Source organism: Eggerthella guodeyinii, from assembly GCF_009834925.2.
Taxonomy (GTDB): domain Bacteria; phylum Actinomycetota; class Coriobacteriia; order Coriobacteriales; family Eggerthellaceae; genus Eggerthella; species Eggerthella guodeyinii.
Window position 1 is genome coordinate 3,765,940 of sequence record NZ_CP063310.1, and the last position, 16,489, is coordinate 3,782,428.

Below are 16,489 nucleotides of genomic sequence, written 5' to 3' on the forward strand. Positions count from 1 at the left end.
GATTCCAAATCGTCGGGGCAGCGGGAGCTCGTCAACGCGCGGTCGAATGCGTTACTGGCGTTCCATCTTCACGGTCATGGTGGTGCCGAGGGCTGTCAGCTCGTAGCTGATCTGACCGTTCTCGTAGGCGAACGTCTTGGTCTCGTCACCCGACGCCATGAGAGCGTTCGCGGTTTGAGCCGTGTCGTTCTGGGACTCCCACGTGTAGCTATCGGCGGCCTCGGTAGGAGCCACATACGTGCCGGCCCAGTACAGCGATTTCGTGTCGCCGCCGTCGCCGACCCAGTTCACCACGATAGCCCCGTCGCCGATGGTCGCAACCTGGTAGCTGTCCTCGGCATTGGAGTTGACCTGCTTCCACTCGCCCGTCAGATCGAGCGGCTGCTTTTGCTCTTCCTGAGCTGCAGGAGCATTCGAGCCGCCATCGGTTTGCGGGCTTTCAGCCTCGCCCGACGCGCAGCCGGCCAATGCGACGGCCAAAGCACCCGCACAAGCCAGAGCCATCAGTCTCTTCGTCAGCGCGTTCATGCAGATTCCTTCCACAGCGCGTCAAGAATGTGGCTGGGCCACCAGGATTCGAACCTGGATAGCTGGTACCAAAAACCAGAGTCCTGCCGTTGGACGATGGCCCAGTGAGCGAAACGCTCGGACACGCTGCGGCGAAAAAGAAAATGGTGGGCCGTGAGGGAGTCGAACCCGCGACCTTGGGATTAAAAGTCCCCTGCTCTACCAGCTGAGCTAACGGCCCACGTTCGCAGCAATGCGCGAGTACTCATTTTAGCCGGGCAAGCAGGGTGGGTCAATGATTATGTTGACGAACACCAGCCGCACATCTTCGCGCCCGCAAGACCGTCTACCCCTTGCCACCGTGCCGTTATCCAATCCGAAACGATTCGTACTACAATCGAGGGAACGGCACATCCCCTCGAAGAAAGGCCGTGATGCCCATGTGGTGCTCCAAGGTCCTGGTTGCCTACGACGGCTCCGCACCCTCCGCCAAAGCGCTCGAGCTGGCGCGCTCCATCGGCGCGCAGGATGAAAGCGTCGAGCTCGTGTTCGTCCACGTGGTGAAGCTGTACGGCCTGGGCACCGGCGCCGAGACCGTCCTGCTCGACGAGGCGAAGAAGGTGCTGGCCGAAATGGAGCAGCTGGCGGACGAGGTGCCGAACAGGGCCCACACCCACCTGCTGAAGGGCAGCTCGCCGGCCGACCTCCTGCTGAAATGCGCGCAGGACGAAGGGTGCGACCTCATCGTCATGGGCAGCCGCGGGCAGGGCGGCGTCAAGGGATTCCTCGGCAGCGTCAGCTACGCCGTGGTGCAGGGCTCCCCCATCGCCGTGCTCATCGCGAAAGACGCGCCCGCCCCGCAAACGAAAGACCGGGCGACACGTTAACATGGCCACCACAGCGCGGGAAAAGCTTTGGACGAGGGACTTCGTCTTCGGGACCACCGTGAATTTCCTGGTCATGCTCAATTATTACGGTCTTATGGTGGTGGTCGCCGACTACGCCATGAAAACGTACGATGCGGCTGCGTCCACCGCAGGGCTCGCCGCCAGCATCTTCGTCATCGGCGCGCTCATCGCACGCCTCTTCAGCGGCCGCATCATGGATCGCGTTGGCCGCAAGCGCCTGCTGATTATCGGAGCGGTGCTGGAAGTCGCGTTTTCGGCGCTGTACTTGGTCGGCGTAGGGCTTTGGCTCCTGTTCGTCGTGCGGTTGCTCCACGGCATCGCCTTCGGCATGTGCTCCACTTCCATCGGCACCATCGTTACGGCGCTCGTGCCCGACAACCGCAAAGGCGAGGGCGTGGGCTACTACATGCTGTCGGTCACGCTGGGTGCGGCCATCGGGCCGTTTCTGGGTATGTTTCTCACGCAGAACGCCGGGTTCCAAACGCTGTTCATCGTCACCGCCGCAGTAGCCGGCGCCTGCCTGCTGGCCGCAACGCAAGTTCGCGTGCCGAAGACTCCCGTGCCGTCCGAACGCGTGGCCCAGAAGGCGAACGACATCGCCCGCGGCGAGCGCACCGAGCGAGCGGGCGGCTTCCGCGTGCCGCGCCCGCGCATCGCGAACTACCTCGAGACGAGCGTCGTTCCCATCAGCGCCGTATGCGCGCTGCTGTTCTTCTGCTACTCCAGCCTGCTCGCGTTCCTCACGCCGTTCGCCGCCGAAAGCGGGCTCGAAGCGCCCGCGAGCTTTTTCTTCGTCGTCTACGCCATCGCGACGTTCGTCACGCGTCCGTTCACCGGCAAGCTGTTCGACCGCAAGGGCGACCGCGCGGTGATGATCCCCGCATTCATCGCGTTCATCTTCGGCATGGGCCTGCTGGCCACCGTGTACCGGCCCGCAGCCATGCTCATCGCGGCGGCGCTGCTGGGATTCGGCGTGGGAACCATCCAGGCCAGCGGCCTGGCGCTGGCCGTGCGCATCGCGCCCGACGACCGGCTGAGCCTGGCGAACTCGACGTTCTACATCCTGCTCGACATCGGCGTGGGCGTGGGCCCGCTGCTGCTGGGCATCGTGCAGCCGGTGTGGGGCTATCGCGGCCTGTTCGAGGCCATGTCGTTCGTGGCCATCGTCGCCCTCGCGGCCTACCTCGTGGTCAGCCGCAGAAAGGGCACCATGCGGCGCAAGCTCGAAGAGGCCGAACGCGAGTAGCGCATCCGCGCGACAATCCCTCGAGCCCCCTATCGCTCGTCGGCCTGCTCCACCAGGTCGATGAGCTCCTGCTGCGAATGCACGCCTAGCTTGCCGTAGATGTTCGCCACGTGCGTCTTCACCGTGTTGCGCGACAGCACGAGCTTCTCCTGGATGAACGGCCCGTTGCGCCCGTGCGCCAGCAGCTCGAGCAGCTCGGTCTCGCGCGGCGTCAGCCGGTACCGCGCGGCCACGGCGGCGCTTTTCTCCGGAAGCCCCACCGAGGCCGCCGCCGCGACGGGCTCAACCGACTGCACGCCGTCGATGGTTGCCTGGAAGCCGAACGGCTTGAGCACCGTGAAGTTCATCGCCACGAACAGGAACAGCACCACCGCGATGCCCACCGACACCGTCAGCGGATCGGGCGTGGCGTTCACCGCATGCCCCACCGTCGCGCCGCACAGCAGGCCTGCCGACGAGGCCGCGCGTCCCCACGCGAACACGGCCAGCGCGTTCACCTTGTTGCGCGCGCCGATGGAGGCCAGCACGAACCACATGAGCGCATCGAAGCACTCACTGCCCGCGTACAGCAGCCCGTTCGCGAACGCCATGTCGCCGGGCGCGCGGCCCACAAGCACCACCACCGCGAGGAACCCGCCCACCACGAACAGCGCTGCGGCCTGGTACAACACATCCGCTTTCGGCACCTTCGGCAGCAGGGCCATGACCAAGAGGATGGCGATGGGCATCAAGCCGAAGAACGTCTGCTGCGGATTGCCGTCGATCGAGCCGAACGTCAACGCGAACCCGTACGCGATGCGGAAGATGAAGATGGCCACGAACAGCCCGTGCGCGAACGGCACGAACGACGCGGGCTGCGTGATGGACGTCTCCGCCGGCGACACCGCCTCGCGGATGACGGCGAGCATGTCGAGCGCCAGCGGGCGGCACGCGGCGTACATGATGAACGGCAGCAGGAACAGCGTGGCCATGCTCACCGTCGCGTCGGCGCCCATGTACGGAAGTCGCAGCAGGTAGCTTGCCACCAGGGCCGACGCGATGCACAGCATGCACGAGCGCTTGTCGAGCTTGCACAGCGAGATGCCCATGAGCACCACCACCCAGCGCGACCCGACCGAGCGCACGCATGCACCCGCCAGCAGCAGGGGAGCCGATTGCTGCGCGATGCCCAGCACGATGAGCGCGAACCCCGCCGAGTACAGCACGAACGATCCCGCCGTCAGGGTGGTCTCGTTGATGGACGAGGGCTTCTTGAGCGCCCACACCGCCAGCGCCACGAGCGTTATCACGCCCACGAGCGACGATGCGTCGCGCGCCTCGGACATGACGCCGATGTACTGCGGGTACAGCGCCGCATTGGTCAGCCATGTGCCGAACAGCTCGGCGATCAACGCGACGAGACAGCGAACCCACGTCGCGTTGATGGTGTTCCGTACCTCGATCATACGCCTCCCCCGGCCGTTGCCCGCTTCCCCGATGCAGGCAAGCCTACCGCACTTCACCCCCGCCTGACAAGGGGAAACCACCGTTCTGGTACCACGGGGGTGAGAGGAGCGGACGCGACGAATGCGCGAACTTGGTCCCCTGACGGTGAGGACAGCGCCCGCGCGGCGCGGCATGATGGCCCCAGGGTTCACCAATCGTTTCTCAGGAGGGAACAATCATGAAGAACATCGCAGAACAGGGTCTTTCGCGTCGAAACTTCCTGACGGGCGCCGCAGCCACGGGCGCGCTCGCCGCGTTCGGCTTGGCCGGATGCGCCCCGCAAGCCAAAGCCGAGACGTCCGGCGACGCGACGAAAGCCGATGCCGCCGAAACCAAGGCCGACGCGTCCGCCCAAACCGACTGGCTGGGCAGCGCGCCCGACATCACGGCCGGCGACATCAAGGAGACGAAGCAGACCGACCTGCTGATCATCGGCGCGGGCAACGGCGGCATGGCCGCAGCCGCCACGGCCGCCGACCTGGGACTCGACTTCATACTGTGCGAGAAGTCCGGCTCCATCCAGCGCAGCCGCCACTGGTTCGGCGCCATCAATACGAAGTACACCGAGGCCGCCGGCGCGCACGTGGACGAAGGCCGCCTGCTCAACGAGTTCTCGCGCTACGCCTCGGGCCAGTGCGACCAGCGCGTCATCCGCGTGTGGATCAAGGAGAGCGCCAGCGTGGTCGACTGGATCGACCCCATCCTCACCGAGGCCGGCATGACATGCGCCTTCGACAACGACATCGACCACGAGACCGGCGGCACGAGCTTCGCCCTGTTCCCGATGGAGCACTACTACTCGGGCAAGGACGCCGCCGGCGAAGCGCTCGAGCGCAACAAGGTGCTGCTGTCCTACATCAACGACAAGGGCTACGACGTCACCTACAACCACAAGCTGGTGAAGCTGGTGCAGGACGACGCCGGCAAGGTGACGGGCGCCATCTTCGAGGCCGACGGCGGATACGTCCAGGTGGACGCCGCGAAGGGCGTGCTGCTCACCACGGGCGGCTACACGAGCAACGCCGAGATGCTGCGCGCGTGCAACCCGATGGTCGACCGCTGCGTCACGCTGCAGTACGGCTCGCCGAACAACGTGGGCGAGGGCATCAAGGCCGGCATGTGGGCGGGCGCGCAGAAGGACAGCATCGGCGCGCCGATGATCTTCGACCGCGGCGCCGTGAAGCCGGGCGAGAACGCGGGCATCATCAGCGGCCCCGGCGAGGTGGCCACGTTCGCAGGTACCGACAAGCAGTTCAACCTCGGCTCGCAACCGCTCATGAAGGTCACCCGCGACGGCAAGCGCTTCGTGAACGAGTCCACCCCCTACGACTTCTGCTGCTTCGCGGCGGCCGAGCACGAGGGCGGCGTGTTCTGCCAGGTGTTCGACTCGAACCTCAAGGAAGACGTCAAGCGCTTCAGCACCATCGGCTGCTCGCGTCAAACCCAGCAGCTGCTGGCGAAGGAAGCCGACACCCCGCTCGACGAGATCTATGCCGACCAGCTGGAGAAGGGCACCATGGTGAAGGCCGACACCATCGAGGAGCTGGCCGACAAGCTGGGCTTCCAGGGCGAGGCGAAGGAAGCGTTCCTGGCCGAGGTGGAGAAGTACAACGGCTTCTACGACGCCCAGGAAGACGCCGACTTCGGCAAGGAAGCCTACCGCCTGTCCGAGCTGCGCACGGCCCCGTTCTACGGCATCTGGTACGGCGGCTCGCTGCTGACCACGGTGGACGGCCTGCGCATCAACGAGGACATGCAGGTGCTCGGCGCCCAGAGCAAGCCCATCGAGGGCCTCTACGCCGCGGGCGACTGCTCGGGCAGCATCTTCGGCAACAACTACCCCGAGTACATCGTGGGCTGCGCCTGCGGCCGCACCATCACGTTCGCCCGCCACGCCGTCCGCCACATAGCCGGCGACCTGGCGTAACGTTTCAACCTACCCGATCCCCCTCCTCGAACCGCCCGCGTTCCTCACGATCGCGGGCGGTTCTCGAATTCGGCAACTTTCTGGAAAAACTGGTTCGCGCTGGATACGCCCAGCTTCCGATAGATGTTCGCGATATGCTTCTTCAGTGTGTTTGCGCTGATGAAAAGTTCCTCGCACACCTCGCTTCGACTCTTCTTCGCCACGAGCAGATCGATCACGTCCATCTCCCGATCCGTGCATGAAAACGTATCCTTGAGGCTGCCCTTCAACCCCTTGAAGTGCGCTTCTGTGATGCCCTGCGGGAACTCGCCCACGAAACGAGAACACAGATGGCGATTGAAGCCCTGTAGCAACACCAACTCCGAATCCGAGAAGTCGCCCGAGTCCTTCGACCTCATCAGGTCGAGCGAAACGATCGTCTTCTCACAGCTGGACACCGGCGCGATGGCCGAGTAGAAGAACCCGAGCGGAGCAAGCCAACCCCTGAAGAAAGCCGACTGTTCGTACGCGAGCGGGCTGATCACATCGGTGTCGCGAAACACCTCGGAGGCAGACGAGTCCAAAAACCATCGGATGTAATCGATCGCCCAATATTTTTCGACATACTCTTCGATAGATGCCGAGGGGATATTGGAGCTCGCTTCGAAATTGAAGGCCTTGCACCGATTGGAATCGTAATAGAAGTAGGAATAGAAGTATCCGTCGAAGGGGACAAGCGCCTCAAGCCGCGCGCAGTACTTCGGATACACGTCCATGAGGTCGTCGTTGTATATCCCGTATATCGTATCGTTTACGAGAGAGAACGCCTCGCCCACCCAGAAATCGCTTACATCGTCCATGCCGCCCCCGAACATACTGCGAGTACTCCGCGATTATCTCAGCACAACCACCCTGATTATAGCTCAATACTCCCGCATCACCCGAGTCATATCCAACAGGAATCAAAGTCGTTTTTAGCGGTTTACCAGGAACTTTGATGTTCAAAGTCATAGCTTATCCCGACGATCATGGGTTATGGATTCGCACGTCTCCAGGCACTAGGAGGGTTATTCCCCTCGACAAAAACTACCCATCGCAATCACCTCGTCAGGTCATAGATTGAGTAGGTTCGCAGCTGGTAGTTTACCGGATAGAGGGGCGGCATCGCAGGTGGCGCCCGCCAAGAGAAAGGAAGCCCAGCATGGCAGAGGTGAAGCATTTCCTGAGTTTCGCAGACTACACCCAGGACGAGATCATGGATTTGATGGACGTCACCATCACGCTCAAGGAGGCGTACGAAAAGGGCATTCGACCGCCGCTGCTCAAGGACATGAGCCTCGCGATGCTGTTCGCGATGGAGTCCACGCGCACGCGCGTTTCGTTCGAGGCCGCCATGACGCAGCTCGGCGGCCATGCGCTGTTCCTGAACACGAAGGCAACCCACGCCGGCTCCCATGAAACATGGAAGGAGACTGCCGCGGTGCTGTCAAGCATGTGCGACGGCATCTCGGCGCGCATCAACGACAGCTCCGTGCTTGAGGCGCTTGCGTCGAACTCGACCGTTCCGGTGATCAACATGCTCGACAGCGCTCGCCACCCCAGCCAGGTCATCGCCGACCTGCTCACCGTCATCGAGCGCAAGCCCAAGGACAAGAGCCTCAAGGACGTCGTCTTCATGTACATCGGCGATTGCAGCTCGAACGAAGACTCGCCGTACAGCTGCTGCGTAACGCTCAAGGCACAAGAGGAGCTGTTCAGCAAGCTGGGCATGACCATCGTGCTGTGCTCCCCGAAAGAGTACTCCATCGGCGACGACTGGCGAGCCCATATCGAAGCCCAATGCGCCGAATCGGGCGGGAAGCTCATCGTCACCGACGACCCTTACGCCTACATCGATCAAGTTGATTTCATCTATACAGGCGTCACCTGGTATTACGACGTGCGCCTTCCCGAAGAGCTTGCCAAGTCGACGTTTTATCCCAAGTACTCCGTCAATGCCGAGCTCATGAGCAAGGCAAAGCCGACGGCTTGGGTCATGCACTTCCTCCCGGGAAACCGCGGTTGGGAAATCACCGACGACGTGTGGGACGGCCCGCAATCGGCCTTGCTGCCCCAGGCGGAGAATCGTCTCCACGCCGAAAAGGGCATCCTCGCCTACCTGCTCTACCCGCATCGCACGCATCCCTCCAAGCAGATGGAAGACTACTACTTGGGAAAACTGGAGAACATGCTCACCGTGCGAGAGCCCAACTACGCCTACTAAACCACCCTTCTCGGAAAGAGGTAAGAACCATGGCCAGCACTAACTACCATGCCGTTGCAGAGTGGGCCGAACAGGAATCTATCCTGGTCACCTGGCCTTACGAAGAGTTCGTTTGGAAGGATCACTCCCAGCTCGACGTGTACCTCAACGTCATCGAGGAGCTCGTCCCCGTGGTGAAGGTTCTCATCCAAGCGCGCGGATGCGACCATTCGAAGATCCTCGAAACGCTTGGCACGCGCGGCATTCCCACCGACAACGTCGAGCTCGTCGACTTCGAACCCGACACCGTCATCATCAAAGAGGGCGACGAGGAAACGTTCATGCCGTGCGCCACGCTCGCTTGGCCCCGCGACTACGGCGCGGAAGTGGTCATGAACGACGAAGGAGAGCGCGCGGTCATATCCTTCAACAAATGCATGTGGGGCGTGGGCGGCGCGACGGTCTACCATCGCGAAGGAGCCGTCACGGAATGCGTTTCCCGCTGGCACGCGAAAACCGTCGGCATCGAAACCGTGCTGTTCACCCGCTTGGTAAGCGAGGGAGGCGACCGCGAGTTCAACGGTGCCGGCGTGCTGCTCACCACCGAGGAGACCGAACTGACCAAACGGAACCCTCAGTACACGAAAGAGGAATTCGAGCAGGAAATGAAGCGTCCGGCCGGCATCGAGAAGATTCTCTGGGTGCCCCGCGGCACCTACGACGACGAAGATTGCTGCGACGGCCCCGTTCCCGGCCCCGACAACGAACCCACGGCGTTCAAGGCCGGCGGCGCCAACTGCCACATGGACGAGATGGCGCGTTTCTGCGACGAGAACACCATCGTGCTCGGCTTCATCTCCGATGAGGAGGCACAGCGCTACGAGATCGCCCGCCTGAACAAAGAACGCTTCGACGAAGCCTACGAATACCTGAGCAAGCAAACGAACCTCGACGGCAAGCCGTTCAATATCGTGCGCATCCCCGTCCCCGAAGTGCAGTACTATACCGCCGACTTCAAGGGCAAGGACAAGGACTGCCTGCTGGCCGGATACGTAGGGCGCACCCTTGAGACGGCCGCCAAGGATACCGAAGGCGACATCACCTTCGTCGCGTCGCAAAGCTACACCAATTTCATCATCACGAACAAAAAGGTGATCGCGCAGCAGTATTGGAGCGAGGGCTTGCCCGACGCCATCAAGGAGAAGGATGCCGAAGCGCTGCGCGTGCTGCATGCATGCTTCCCCGGCCGTGAGGTCGTCGGCATCAACACCTACGCACTGAACATCCTGGGAGGCGGCATACACTGCTTCTCCAGGCAGGTGCCGAAATCGCTGGCGAAGTAGGCTCTACATCCTCCGGTGCGACGGCGGAACGAGATCGCCGTCGCACCGAACCTTATTGAAAGGGGAAGCACGATGGCTCACAATCCTTCAGGGAAAAAGACGGGCACCGCAGTGGTTGCTTTGTTGTTTTTCGGCATCTTGACCTGCTATATCCTTCAAATGTCCCCGGCTCCCATCCTGTTGAACCTGGGTGAGCATTTTGGGGTACTCGACAACAACTCGCTCCTCAACCTGCCCGTCAACATCATGTACCCGTTCATCATCGTCGGATGCCTCGTCGGTCCATCGCTCGACACCAAGATAGGCACGCGCAACCTGTTCGTGCTCACCATGGGGTTCGTCGCGTTCGGCACGCTCCTCAACTTCGCAGCGTCGAGTTCGTACCTCATCCTGCTCGTCGGCAGGGCTCTTTTCGGGCTTGGCTTCGGATTCGGCGTGCCGTTCATCGGTTCTGCTATCATGCAGTGGTTCAAGCCGAAAGGTCGCGAGAAGATGAACACACTGAACGGCTTCTTCCCGTTCATCGGCACCCTCATCTGCTTCTCGGCGGTAGCGCCAATCGCCTCGCTATTCGGCTGGGAGTTCAGCCTTGGCATATGGGGGCTGATCGCCCTGGTCATCCTTGCCGTATGGGTTCTGTTCGTGAAAGCGAAGAACCTTCCTAACTACGCCGACCCACTCGACGAGAGCGAGAGCGTCGAGGAAAAACACTTGTATCGTGATCTTTGGTCGCGCAAAGCGATTCGCTTGCTGGTGGTAGCCTTCAGCCTCGACTACATCAATTACTCTTTCATCGCCACCATCCTGCCCATGTTCATTGCCGAATCGGGCGGCTTTTCCGATGCGATCGCAGGGTTCGCTTCCTCGGTTGCGTTTCCCGGCATCGGGCTCATCGGATGCCTTGCAGGCGGAATGGTCATGAGCAAGGTAGGCAAGCGCAAGCCGCAGTTCCTCGTTGGATCAGTGGTCGAATTCGCCGGTATCCTCATCGCAACGCTTGGCGCGAACGTCTCCGTCGTGTTCGTGCTCATCGGCATCTCCCTGTACGCATTCGGAAACGGTTTCTGGCTGCCATCCCTGTACTGCGTCCCGATGGAGCTCAAAGGCATGACCGCTTCGAAGGCGGGGGCATCGTTCGCCCTCATCACCGCGATCGGCTTCATTTTCGGGTTCCTGTCCCCCATCGTCGGCGGGTTCATGACCGATGCGCTCATGCCCCTGTCCGGGCTGTCCACGTATGCGGCCCAGCACGTTTTCGGATTGCGGTGGACGCTTTTCGCTTTCGGCCTCGTATACATCATCAACTTTATCTGCTTTATGAAGATCAAGGAGACCGGCCCTGGAAAAGATCGGCATCAGGAGCAATCGGCGTAACCTACCGAAGGATCTGATTCTCTCCGCAAAAGGCTTCCGCCGCTACACGCGACGGAAGCCTTTTGTATTATACTTCTACCAGAATATTCCTTCCCGAGCGGAGCGGTTATGAGCGATACGGATTCTCCCACCATCGACGCACCCGTTGACGAGCTGTCGCTGCTCGAAGGCATCCCCGCCGAAAAGCGCGCCTCCGTGCTACGCTGCCTGAACGCGCGCGTCGCGCGGTTCGAAAAGGGCGACATCCTGGCTGGCCGGGCGCACGGAACGTCGTGCACGCGCTACCTCATCGAGGGCGAGGCGCTCATCGTGCGCTACGATGCCGCGGGCAACCGGTCGATCCTCGGCAGCTACCGCGAAGACGCCGTCGTCGCCAGCGAGCTGGCGCCGCAGTTCTGCGTGGCGAACTGCCTGGACATCGTGGCCACCGGCCCGTGCGCCACCATCGACTTCAGCATCTCGCAGGAAATCGAAGGCTGCCCCTGCTGCATCAAGCACATCAACCGCATCAAGGGCAACCTCGTGGCCTCGCTCACCGACATGAACATGCAGCTGGTGAAGCGCCTCGACACGCTCGCGAACCGGTCAACCCGCGAGAAAGTGCTTGCCTACCTGCAAGAACGCTCCCAGGAAGCCGGCTCGCGCACGTTCAGCATCCCCTACAACCGCCAAGAGCTGGCCGATTACCTCTACATCGAGCGCAGCGCGCTGTCGCGCGAGCTCAGCCGCATGCAGCGCGAGGGCATTATCTCCTACGACCGCAACCGCTTCGCCCTCACCAGCTAGGCATCCTCCGGGCGCCTCCAATGGCCCGGCCCTTTCGAGAAGCTGCACGCGACGGTCACCGATCCCGCGCCCGCGTCGGCCGCCGCCGCGCCCTCGTCCGCGCCCCAGCCCGCCGCGGCGCGGATGTGCACGTCGCGCAGCACGAGGCGCGCTGCGGCCACCAGCGCACGCGCTTCGGACAGCGAGCACTCGGGATGGCCGTTCATGGGAATGCGCGCCGCGTGGCGGAACTTCGAGACGTACACGCAGGCCAGGTTCGGGATGGCTGCCAGGTCGAACAGCGCTTTCGCGTAGTCCGCGCACGCATGCTCGTGCGGGCCCAAGCCGGCCATGAGCCCCGAGCCCACCTCCATGCCCGCTGCGGCGATGCGCCGCGCGAACCGCATTTTCTCGTCCAGATCGTCGCCGGGCTTCGTCTCGGCGAACACCTGCGGGTTCGTCGTCTCGAATACGGAGAACACGCGCTTGACGCGCAGCTGCGCGAGGCGCTGCAAATCGGCATCGGAGAACGAGGCGCCGCAGTTCACCACGATGTCCATGTCCTCGAACCCCGCAGCCCGAATGGCCTCGACGATGGACACGATGCCGCCGTCCCCCTCGCCGCGCTCCGACCCGCCGCTCAGGTGAAACTGGCGAATGGCCGTGCGCTCGCGCAGGTGCCGCACGTTCTCCAGGATGTCCTCGATCGTCATCAGCTCCTGATCGGGGTCGCGCCAATAGGGGCAGTACCGGCACAGCGGCCGCAACCGGCACGGCACCACCGAGTTGAACGCCGCCTCCACCTCGACGCGTCCCGCCAGCTCCCGTTCGCGCACCTCGCACGCCGCCGCGCACAGCTCCTCGAGCCGCGCCCCATCGGCCATCGCCAGCCTCAGCAGGACCAGCACCTCCTCGGCCGTCGGGCGGTGCGTCCGCGCCGCGTCGAGCGTCGCCGCAAACGCGGCGTCGCTCGATTCCCCCTCGCGCATCATCGGCATGCGCCCCGCTCAATCAACTCGAGCGGCTTCAGCAGCTCGACCTCCACCAGCTCGCCCGCCTCGGCCCCCGTGCAACCGAGGGGCAGCACGAGCATCCCGTCGCTCTCGCGCAGGGTGTTCGCCACGCCCAGACCGAACGGCAGCGGCGTGCACGTCAGGCCGCCCTCGCCGTCCGGCGACAGCGCCACGCGGGACAGCCGCTCGAACCCCGCCGGCTTCTTCACCTCTTCGGCAAGGCGGGCGCGCACCGTCTGACGCTGCGGGACGGGTATGCCAAGATAGTGGGCAACCAGCCCCTTGATCAGCCAATCCATGCACAGAAACGCCGCCAGCACCGGCCCGGGAACGTTCACCACCGGCGTGCCGTCGATCAGCGCCATGCCCACCGGACGCCCCGGGATCGCGCGCACGCCATGGCGGAAGTAACTGCCGCGCTGCTCCAGCAAACGCGCGTTGAAATCCTCCTCGCCGCGCGACGATCCGCCGTTGATCAGCACGATGTCGGCCACTTCCAACGCGCGGTCGAGCGCCGCTTCGAGCGCCTCCCGATCGTCGCGCACGATGGGGTAGCAACGCACCTCGGCGCCCCAAGCATCCAGCATGCCGCGCACCATGAGGCCGTTCGTTTCCAGGTTCTGCCCGCGTTGCGGATACGATCCGTACGGCACCAGCTCGCTGCCCGTGGGAAGATAGGCCACCACGGGGCGTTCCAGCACGCGCACCTGTGCGTGGCCGCCCACGGCCAGCGCGGCCACCAGTTCGGGCGTGAGGCGCGTGTGCGCAGGAACGATCACATCGCCCGCACGCACGATCGACCCACACGGATTGACCGCGGTTCCAGGACGAACATCCAGGTCGTCGTTCGTAATGCGCAACGCGCCGTCGGCCTCGTACGCGATGTCCTCCACCGCGATAACCGCGTCGAAGGCATCGGGGAAATCGTCGCCCGTGTCGGCCTGCGCAAAGTCGCGGCCGCGCCGCCACCCGCTCGTGTCGGGCAGGCCATGCGCGAAGTCGGCCGACCGCACGGCGATGCCGTCGCGCTTCGATGAGCGCTTCACCGGCAGCGAGCACACCGCCCGCACGTCTTCGGCCGTCACCCGGCCGAACGCCTCGTCGAGCGCGACGACGCGCACCGCAGGCTCCACGCCCCATCGCTCGCACAGCTCGCGCAGCGCATCCGCGCGCGTCACGCTCGTTTCGTACACGAATTCCATCGGTCGCCTTTCTCGTCTACGCCATCAGGCGCGTTTCACTTCGTACAGCGTTCCACGAACGCATCGATCTCGCCATCCATCGCTGCACCGGGCAGCGGGGCGTCCTGCGCGTACAACGTGCTGGACACCGCCTCGTGCGGCAGTTCCAGCAGGGGCGCGGCGGCGAGCCCGGGAACCCGCCGCAGCAGCGGGTCGCCCACGCAGCGCAAGCCCGGATGTTCCTCGGCGAAGCGCGCGAGGTCCGCCTCGGTTTCCAAGCGCCTATCGCCCGGCTCCATCCACGCGGGCTCCATCGCGAAGAACGACGCCACGTGCACGGGAGGCACCGCGCCCACGTGCGCGAAGCGGGCGCGCAACGCACCGCGCAGCGCGTTCGCGGCCACCTGCTCGCCCACGACGAGCACCGGCGCCGCAGCCATTGCCGGCACCGCGTCCGATGCCGCGCCCGAAACCGGCGGCGAAACGCCCGCGCGCCCACCCGCCATCGCCGCGCGCAACGCCGCGCCCAGCGCGGCGACGCCCACGCTCCCCGCCGGGAATCCCGTCGCGAACGGCACGCCGCAGCGATCGCGCAACAAGCGCGCCGCCGCCAGCCCCGACCACGCCACCACCAGGCTCGCATCGGCGCGCGAAGCCGCCGCCACGTCCTCGAGCGCGTACGAGCCCGCCGTGCTCCACGCCACCTCGAAGCCCTGTTCGCGCACGCACGCCTCAAGCGCGGCCGCATGCTCTTCGCCCATGCAATCGTGCGGCGTCACGCCCAACAGGTTCACGCGCGGACGAGCGCCCGGCACGCCGAACGAAGCCGCCGGCGCGCCCTCGAGCGCAAACCTCCCGCTCAGCGCCGCCAGCGCAAGCGAGGCCCCGTGCTCGTACGTCTCGAACCCCGTGGTGGGCAACCCGAACGACGGCACGCCGCAGCGCGCCTCCACTTCGTGCGCCATGCCCGCCAGATCCATCCCCACGATGGCCGGCACGGGCGTTCCCACCAGCGCGATGCACGCAGGCCGCAACGCCTCGGCCGCTTCGATCGTCTGCTCCAGAATGCGCTCGTCGTCGCCCAACACCGCATCGAGCGTGCGCAGCTGCGCCGAGAACGTGCTCTTGCGCCGACGGCTCCATCGCAGCTCGTCGTATTCCACGTAGGTGCGCGTGCAGCAACCGGCGTCGATGACGATCACGAGGCAATCGAGCCCGAACAACGTGGAGCACGCCCCCGAATAATCGCCCGCGAACGGCGGCAGGTACAGCGACAGCTTCGCCATCATGCCTCGCCTTCCGCCGCGTCGGACGCGGCGTCCTCCACGGCATCGACCATCGCGCGCGCCAAGCGCTCGATGCCCTGGTACCCGAAGAACCCCTCGTCGTGATACAGGTCAACCGTATGCTGCGCATGCAGCAAAAAGGCCGCGTCGGATCCGATCGCCAGGCAGGCGCGCGAGAACCCGTACCCCTGAATCGCCTCGTAGCTCTCCTTGCGCACAACAACTACCTGGGGATACTCTCGCAGCAGACGCGCTTCGGCACCATCGTCGCACCCCTTGAGATGCAGGCCGAACACGGCGGCCACGTTGAACCCAGTCTCCAGCAAAGCCAGCGCCAGCGAGAACGGCATGAGCGACGCGGACGAATCCACCACCACCGGCAGGTCGCCCACCGCGCGGCGCGCCGCGTCGTGCGCCGCCTCAGCAGCCTGCCGGCGCGCAAGCAGCGTCGCGTCGATCCGCGCCCGCGCATCGTCCGTCACCTCGAGCGCTTCGAAAAGCGCCGCGTAGCGTCGGCCGACCTCGGCCACGTCGTAGGCGGCATGCCAGCGCATCGAGGCAATCCCGAAGCGCTCCTCCATCGATGCCGCCGCGCCGTCCCCCAGATGCGACAGACTCAACGTGAACCGGCTCTTCGCCAGGTCAAGATACTCGTCGAACGACGCGCACGCGATCAGCTGACGAACGGGCCGTGCACCTGCTTCGTCCAGCACGCGATACAGCTCGCACGATGGCGGCGGCGCCTCGAAGTTGCCCACGAGGTTGATTCCCGCGTCATGCTCGTCGACCTCGTCGAGCGCATCGTAGAGCCGCGTGTGGATGTTTTTCGCCGTGGACCGCGCAAGATCGGCGGCGATGGGGTTGATGTGCGACAGCAGGAAGCGCATGCCGGGAAACGCCGCGCGCAGCTCGGCCAGCAAGCCGTCTTCGTCGGTTCCCAAGAAGTCGTCGATGCAGTTCACGTACAGCGACAGCACGCGAGGACGCGGATGCAGCGCGTCAAGCAATTCGCCCACGGCTTGCACCACCTGTTCCTCGTACGCACCTGACACGATGTCGGTTTGCGAGAAGCGCAGGAACGAGGCATGGTCGGCCTCACCGTTGCGCAGCGCCCGTATGCCCTGGCGGCGCCCGCATGCGTTCGGGCACAGGTACAGCGCGTGGCTTTCGGGTATGCGCATGATGCGCTTTGCGCGCCCGAACTCGGGAATCTGATAGGAGAGCTCGGCCATC

14 protein-coding genes and 2 tRNA genes are annotated in these 16,489 nt (G+C 64.3%); 7 read left to right on the top strand and 9 right to left on the bottom strand.

The window, feature by feature from the left end; all coding sequences use genetic code 11:
* Positions 1-51: 51 nt before the first annotated feature.
* From GS424_RS16165 to GS424_RS16175, 3 genes are all read right to left on the bottom strand, one after another.
* A complete protein-coding gene (locus GS424_RS16165) occupies positions 52-528 on the bottom strand; it encodes a hypothetical protein (protein ID WP_160941454.1) in 477 nt (158 codons plus the stop codon).
* Between the two features lie 30 nt (positions 529-558).
* Positions 559-632 (bottom strand) — tRNA-Gln (locus GS424_RS16170).
* Between the two features lie 40 nt (positions 633-672).
* A tRNA-Lys gene (locus tag GS424_RS16175) sits at positions 673-748 on the bottom strand.
* Between the two features lie 193 nt (positions 749-941).
* Between GS424_RS16175 and GS424_RS16180 the strand changes: the two genes are divergently transcribed.
* Both GS424_RS16180 and GS424_RS16185 read left to right on the top strand, forming a co-directional pair.
* Positions 942-1,394 carry a universal stress protein gene (locus GS424_RS16180; RefSeq protein WP_244977591.1) on the top strand — a complete coding sequence of 151 codons (453 nt, stop codon included), beginning with the start codon at positions 942-944 and terminating at the stop codon, positions 1,392-1,394.
* A 58-nt stretch (positions 1,395-1,452) separates the two neighbouring features.
* Positions 1,453-2,661, top strand: a complete 1,209-nt coding sequence (locus GS424_RS16185) for an MFS transporter (RefSeq protein ID WP_244977592.1) — start codon at positions 1,453-1,455, stop codon at positions 2,659-2,661.
* A gap of 29 nt (positions 2,662-2,690) precedes the next feature.
* Here the strand turns inward: GS424_RS16185 and GS424_RS16190 are convergent, their stop codons facing one another.
* Positions 2,691-4,106 (bottom strand): response regulator transcription factor, encoded by a 1,416-nt coding sequence (locus GS424_RS16190; RefSeq protein WP_160941456.1) that lies wholly within the window; start codon positions 4,104-4,106, stop codon positions 2,691-2,693.
* Between the two features lie 218 nt (positions 4,107-4,324).
* Between GS424_RS16190 and GS424_RS16195 the strand changes: the two genes are divergently transcribed.
* Positions 4,325-6,073, top strand: a complete 1,749-nt coding sequence (locus GS424_RS16195; RefSeq protein WP_160941457.1) for an FAD-binding protein — start codon at positions 4,325-4,327, stop codon at positions 6,071-6,073.
* Between the two features lie 44 nt (positions 6,074-6,117).
* Here GS424_RS16195 and GS424_RS18035 read toward each other — a convergent pair whose 3' ends face one another.
* A complete protein-coding gene (locus GS424_RS18035; RefSeq protein WP_244977593.1) occupies positions 6,118-6,912 on the bottom strand; it encodes a helix-turn-helix transcriptional regulator in 795 nt (264 codons plus the stop codon).
* Positions 6,913-7,253: 341 nt separating this feature from the next.
* Between GS424_RS18035 and GS424_RS16205 the strand changes: the two genes are divergently transcribed.
* The 4 genes from GS424_RS16205 (at position 7,254) to GS424_RS16220 (ending at position 11,797) form a co-directional block, all read left to right on the top strand.
* Positions 7,254-8,315, top strand: coding sequence for an ornithine carbamoyltransferase (locus GS424_RS16205; protein WP_160941458.1), 1,062 nt, complete (start codon positions 7,254-7,256; stop codon positions 8,313-8,315).
* Positions 8,316-8,344: 29 nt separating this feature from the next.
* Positions 8,345-9,637: an agmatine deiminase family protein gene (locus tag GS424_RS16210; RefSeq protein ID WP_160941459.1), complete on the top strand. Its 1,293-nt coding sequence runs from the start codon at positions 8,345-8,347 to the stop codon at positions 9,635-9,637.
* 72 nt (positions 9,638-9,709) lie between these two features.
* Positions 9,710-11,011, top strand: a complete 1,302-nt coding sequence (locus tag GS424_RS16215) for an MFS transporter (protein WP_160941460.1) — start codon at positions 9,710-9,712, stop codon at positions 11,009-11,011.
* A gap of 108 nt (positions 11,012-11,119) precedes the next feature.
* Positions 11,120-11,797 (top strand): Crp/Fnr family transcriptional regulator, encoded by a 678-nt coding sequence (locus GS424_RS16220; RefSeq protein ID WP_160941461.1) that lies wholly within the window; start codon positions 11,120-11,122, stop codon positions 11,795-11,797.
* Here GS424_RS16220 and GS424_RS16225 read toward each other — a convergent pair.
* Genes GS424_RS16225 through GS424_RS16240 form a run of 4 tightly spaced genes read right to left on the bottom strand, consistent with a single transcriptional unit; the run spans position 11,794 to position 16,488 of the window.
* Positions 11,794-12,774 carry a radical SAM protein gene (locus GS424_RS16225; protein WP_160941462.1) on the bottom strand — a complete coding sequence of 327 codons (981 nt, stop codon included), beginning with the start codon at positions 12,772-12,774 and terminating at the stop codon, positions 11,794-11,796. The genes GS424_RS16220 and GS424_RS16225 overlap by 4 nt on opposite strands.
* Positions 12,765-13,991: a molybdopterin molybdotransferase MoeA gene (locus GS424_RS16230; protein ID WP_160941463.1), complete on the bottom strand. Its 1,227-nt coding sequence runs from the start codon at positions 13,989-13,991 to the stop codon at positions 12,765-12,767. The genes GS424_RS16225 and GS424_RS16230 overlap by 10 nt, the downstream gene beginning before the upstream one ends.
* A gap of 35 nt (positions 13,992-14,026) precedes the next feature.
* Entirely contained in the window at positions 14,027-15,259 is a 1,233-nt protein-coding gene (locus tag GS424_RS16235; RefSeq protein ID WP_160941464.1) for a nitrogenase component 1, read from the bottom strand.
* Positions 15,256-16,488 (bottom strand): nitrogenase component 1, encoded by a 1,233-nt coding sequence (locus GS424_RS16240; RefSeq protein ID WP_160941465.1) that lies wholly within the window; start codon positions 16,486-16,488, stop codon positions 15,256-15,258. Before GS424_RS16240 ends, GS424_RS16235 begins: the two co-directional genes overlap by 4 nt.
* Position 16,489: the final 1 nt, after the last annotated feature.

Bases quoted from the DNA above. Each gene is read 5' to 3' on its own strand.
- GS424_RS16205 (WP_160941458.1), top strand. From the start codon at position 7,254: ATGGCAGAGGTGAAGCATTTCCTGAGTTTCGCAGACTACACCCAGGAC.
- GS424_RS16225 (WP_160941462.1), bottom strand. From the start codon at position 12,774: ATGCCGATGATGCGCGAGGGGGAATCGAGCGACGCCGCGTTTGCGGCG.
- GS424_RS18035 (WP_244977593.1), bottom strand. From the start codon at position 6,912: ATGGACGATGTAAGCGATTTCTGGGTGGGCGAGGCGTTCTCTCTCGTA.
- GS424_RS16165 (WP_160941454.1), bottom strand. From the start codon at position 528: ATGAACGCGCTGACGAAGAGACTGATGGCTCTGGCTTGTGCGGGTGCT.
- GS424_RS16240 (WP_160941465.1), bottom strand. From the start codon at position 16,488: ATGGCCGAGCTCTCCTATCAGATTCCCGAGTTCGGGCGCGCAAAGCGC.
- GS424_RS16235 (WP_160941464.1), bottom strand. From the start codon at position 15,259: ATGATGGCGAAGCTGTCGCTGTACCTGCCGCCGTTCGCGGGCGATTAT.
- GS424_RS16210 (WP_160941459.1), top strand. From the start codon at position 8,345: ATGGCCAGCACTAACTACCATGCCGTTGCAGAGTGGGCCGAACAGGAA.
- GS424_RS16195 (WP_160941457.1), top strand. From the start codon at position 4,325: ATGAAGAACATCGCAGAACAGGGTCTTTCGCGTCGAAACTTCCTGACG.
- GS424_RS16220 (WP_160941461.1), top strand. From the start codon at position 11,120: ATGAGCGATACGGATTCTCCCACCATCGACGCACCCGTTGACGAGCTG.
- GS424_RS16230 (WP_160941463.1), bottom strand. From the start codon at position 13,991: ATGGAATTCGTGTACGAAACGAGCGTGACGCGCGCGGATGCGCTGCGC.
- GS424_RS16215 (WP_160941460.1), top strand. From the start codon at position 9,710: ATGGCTCACAATCCTTCAGGGAAAAAGACGGGCACCGCAGTGGTTGCT.
- GS424_RS16180 (WP_244977591.1), top strand. From the start codon at position 942: ATGCCCATGTGGTGCTCCAAGGTCCTGGTTGCCTACGACGGCTCCGCA.
- GS424_RS16190 (WP_160941456.1), bottom strand. From the start codon at position 4,106: ATGATCGAGGTACGGAACACCATCAACGCGACGTGGGTTCGCTGTCTC.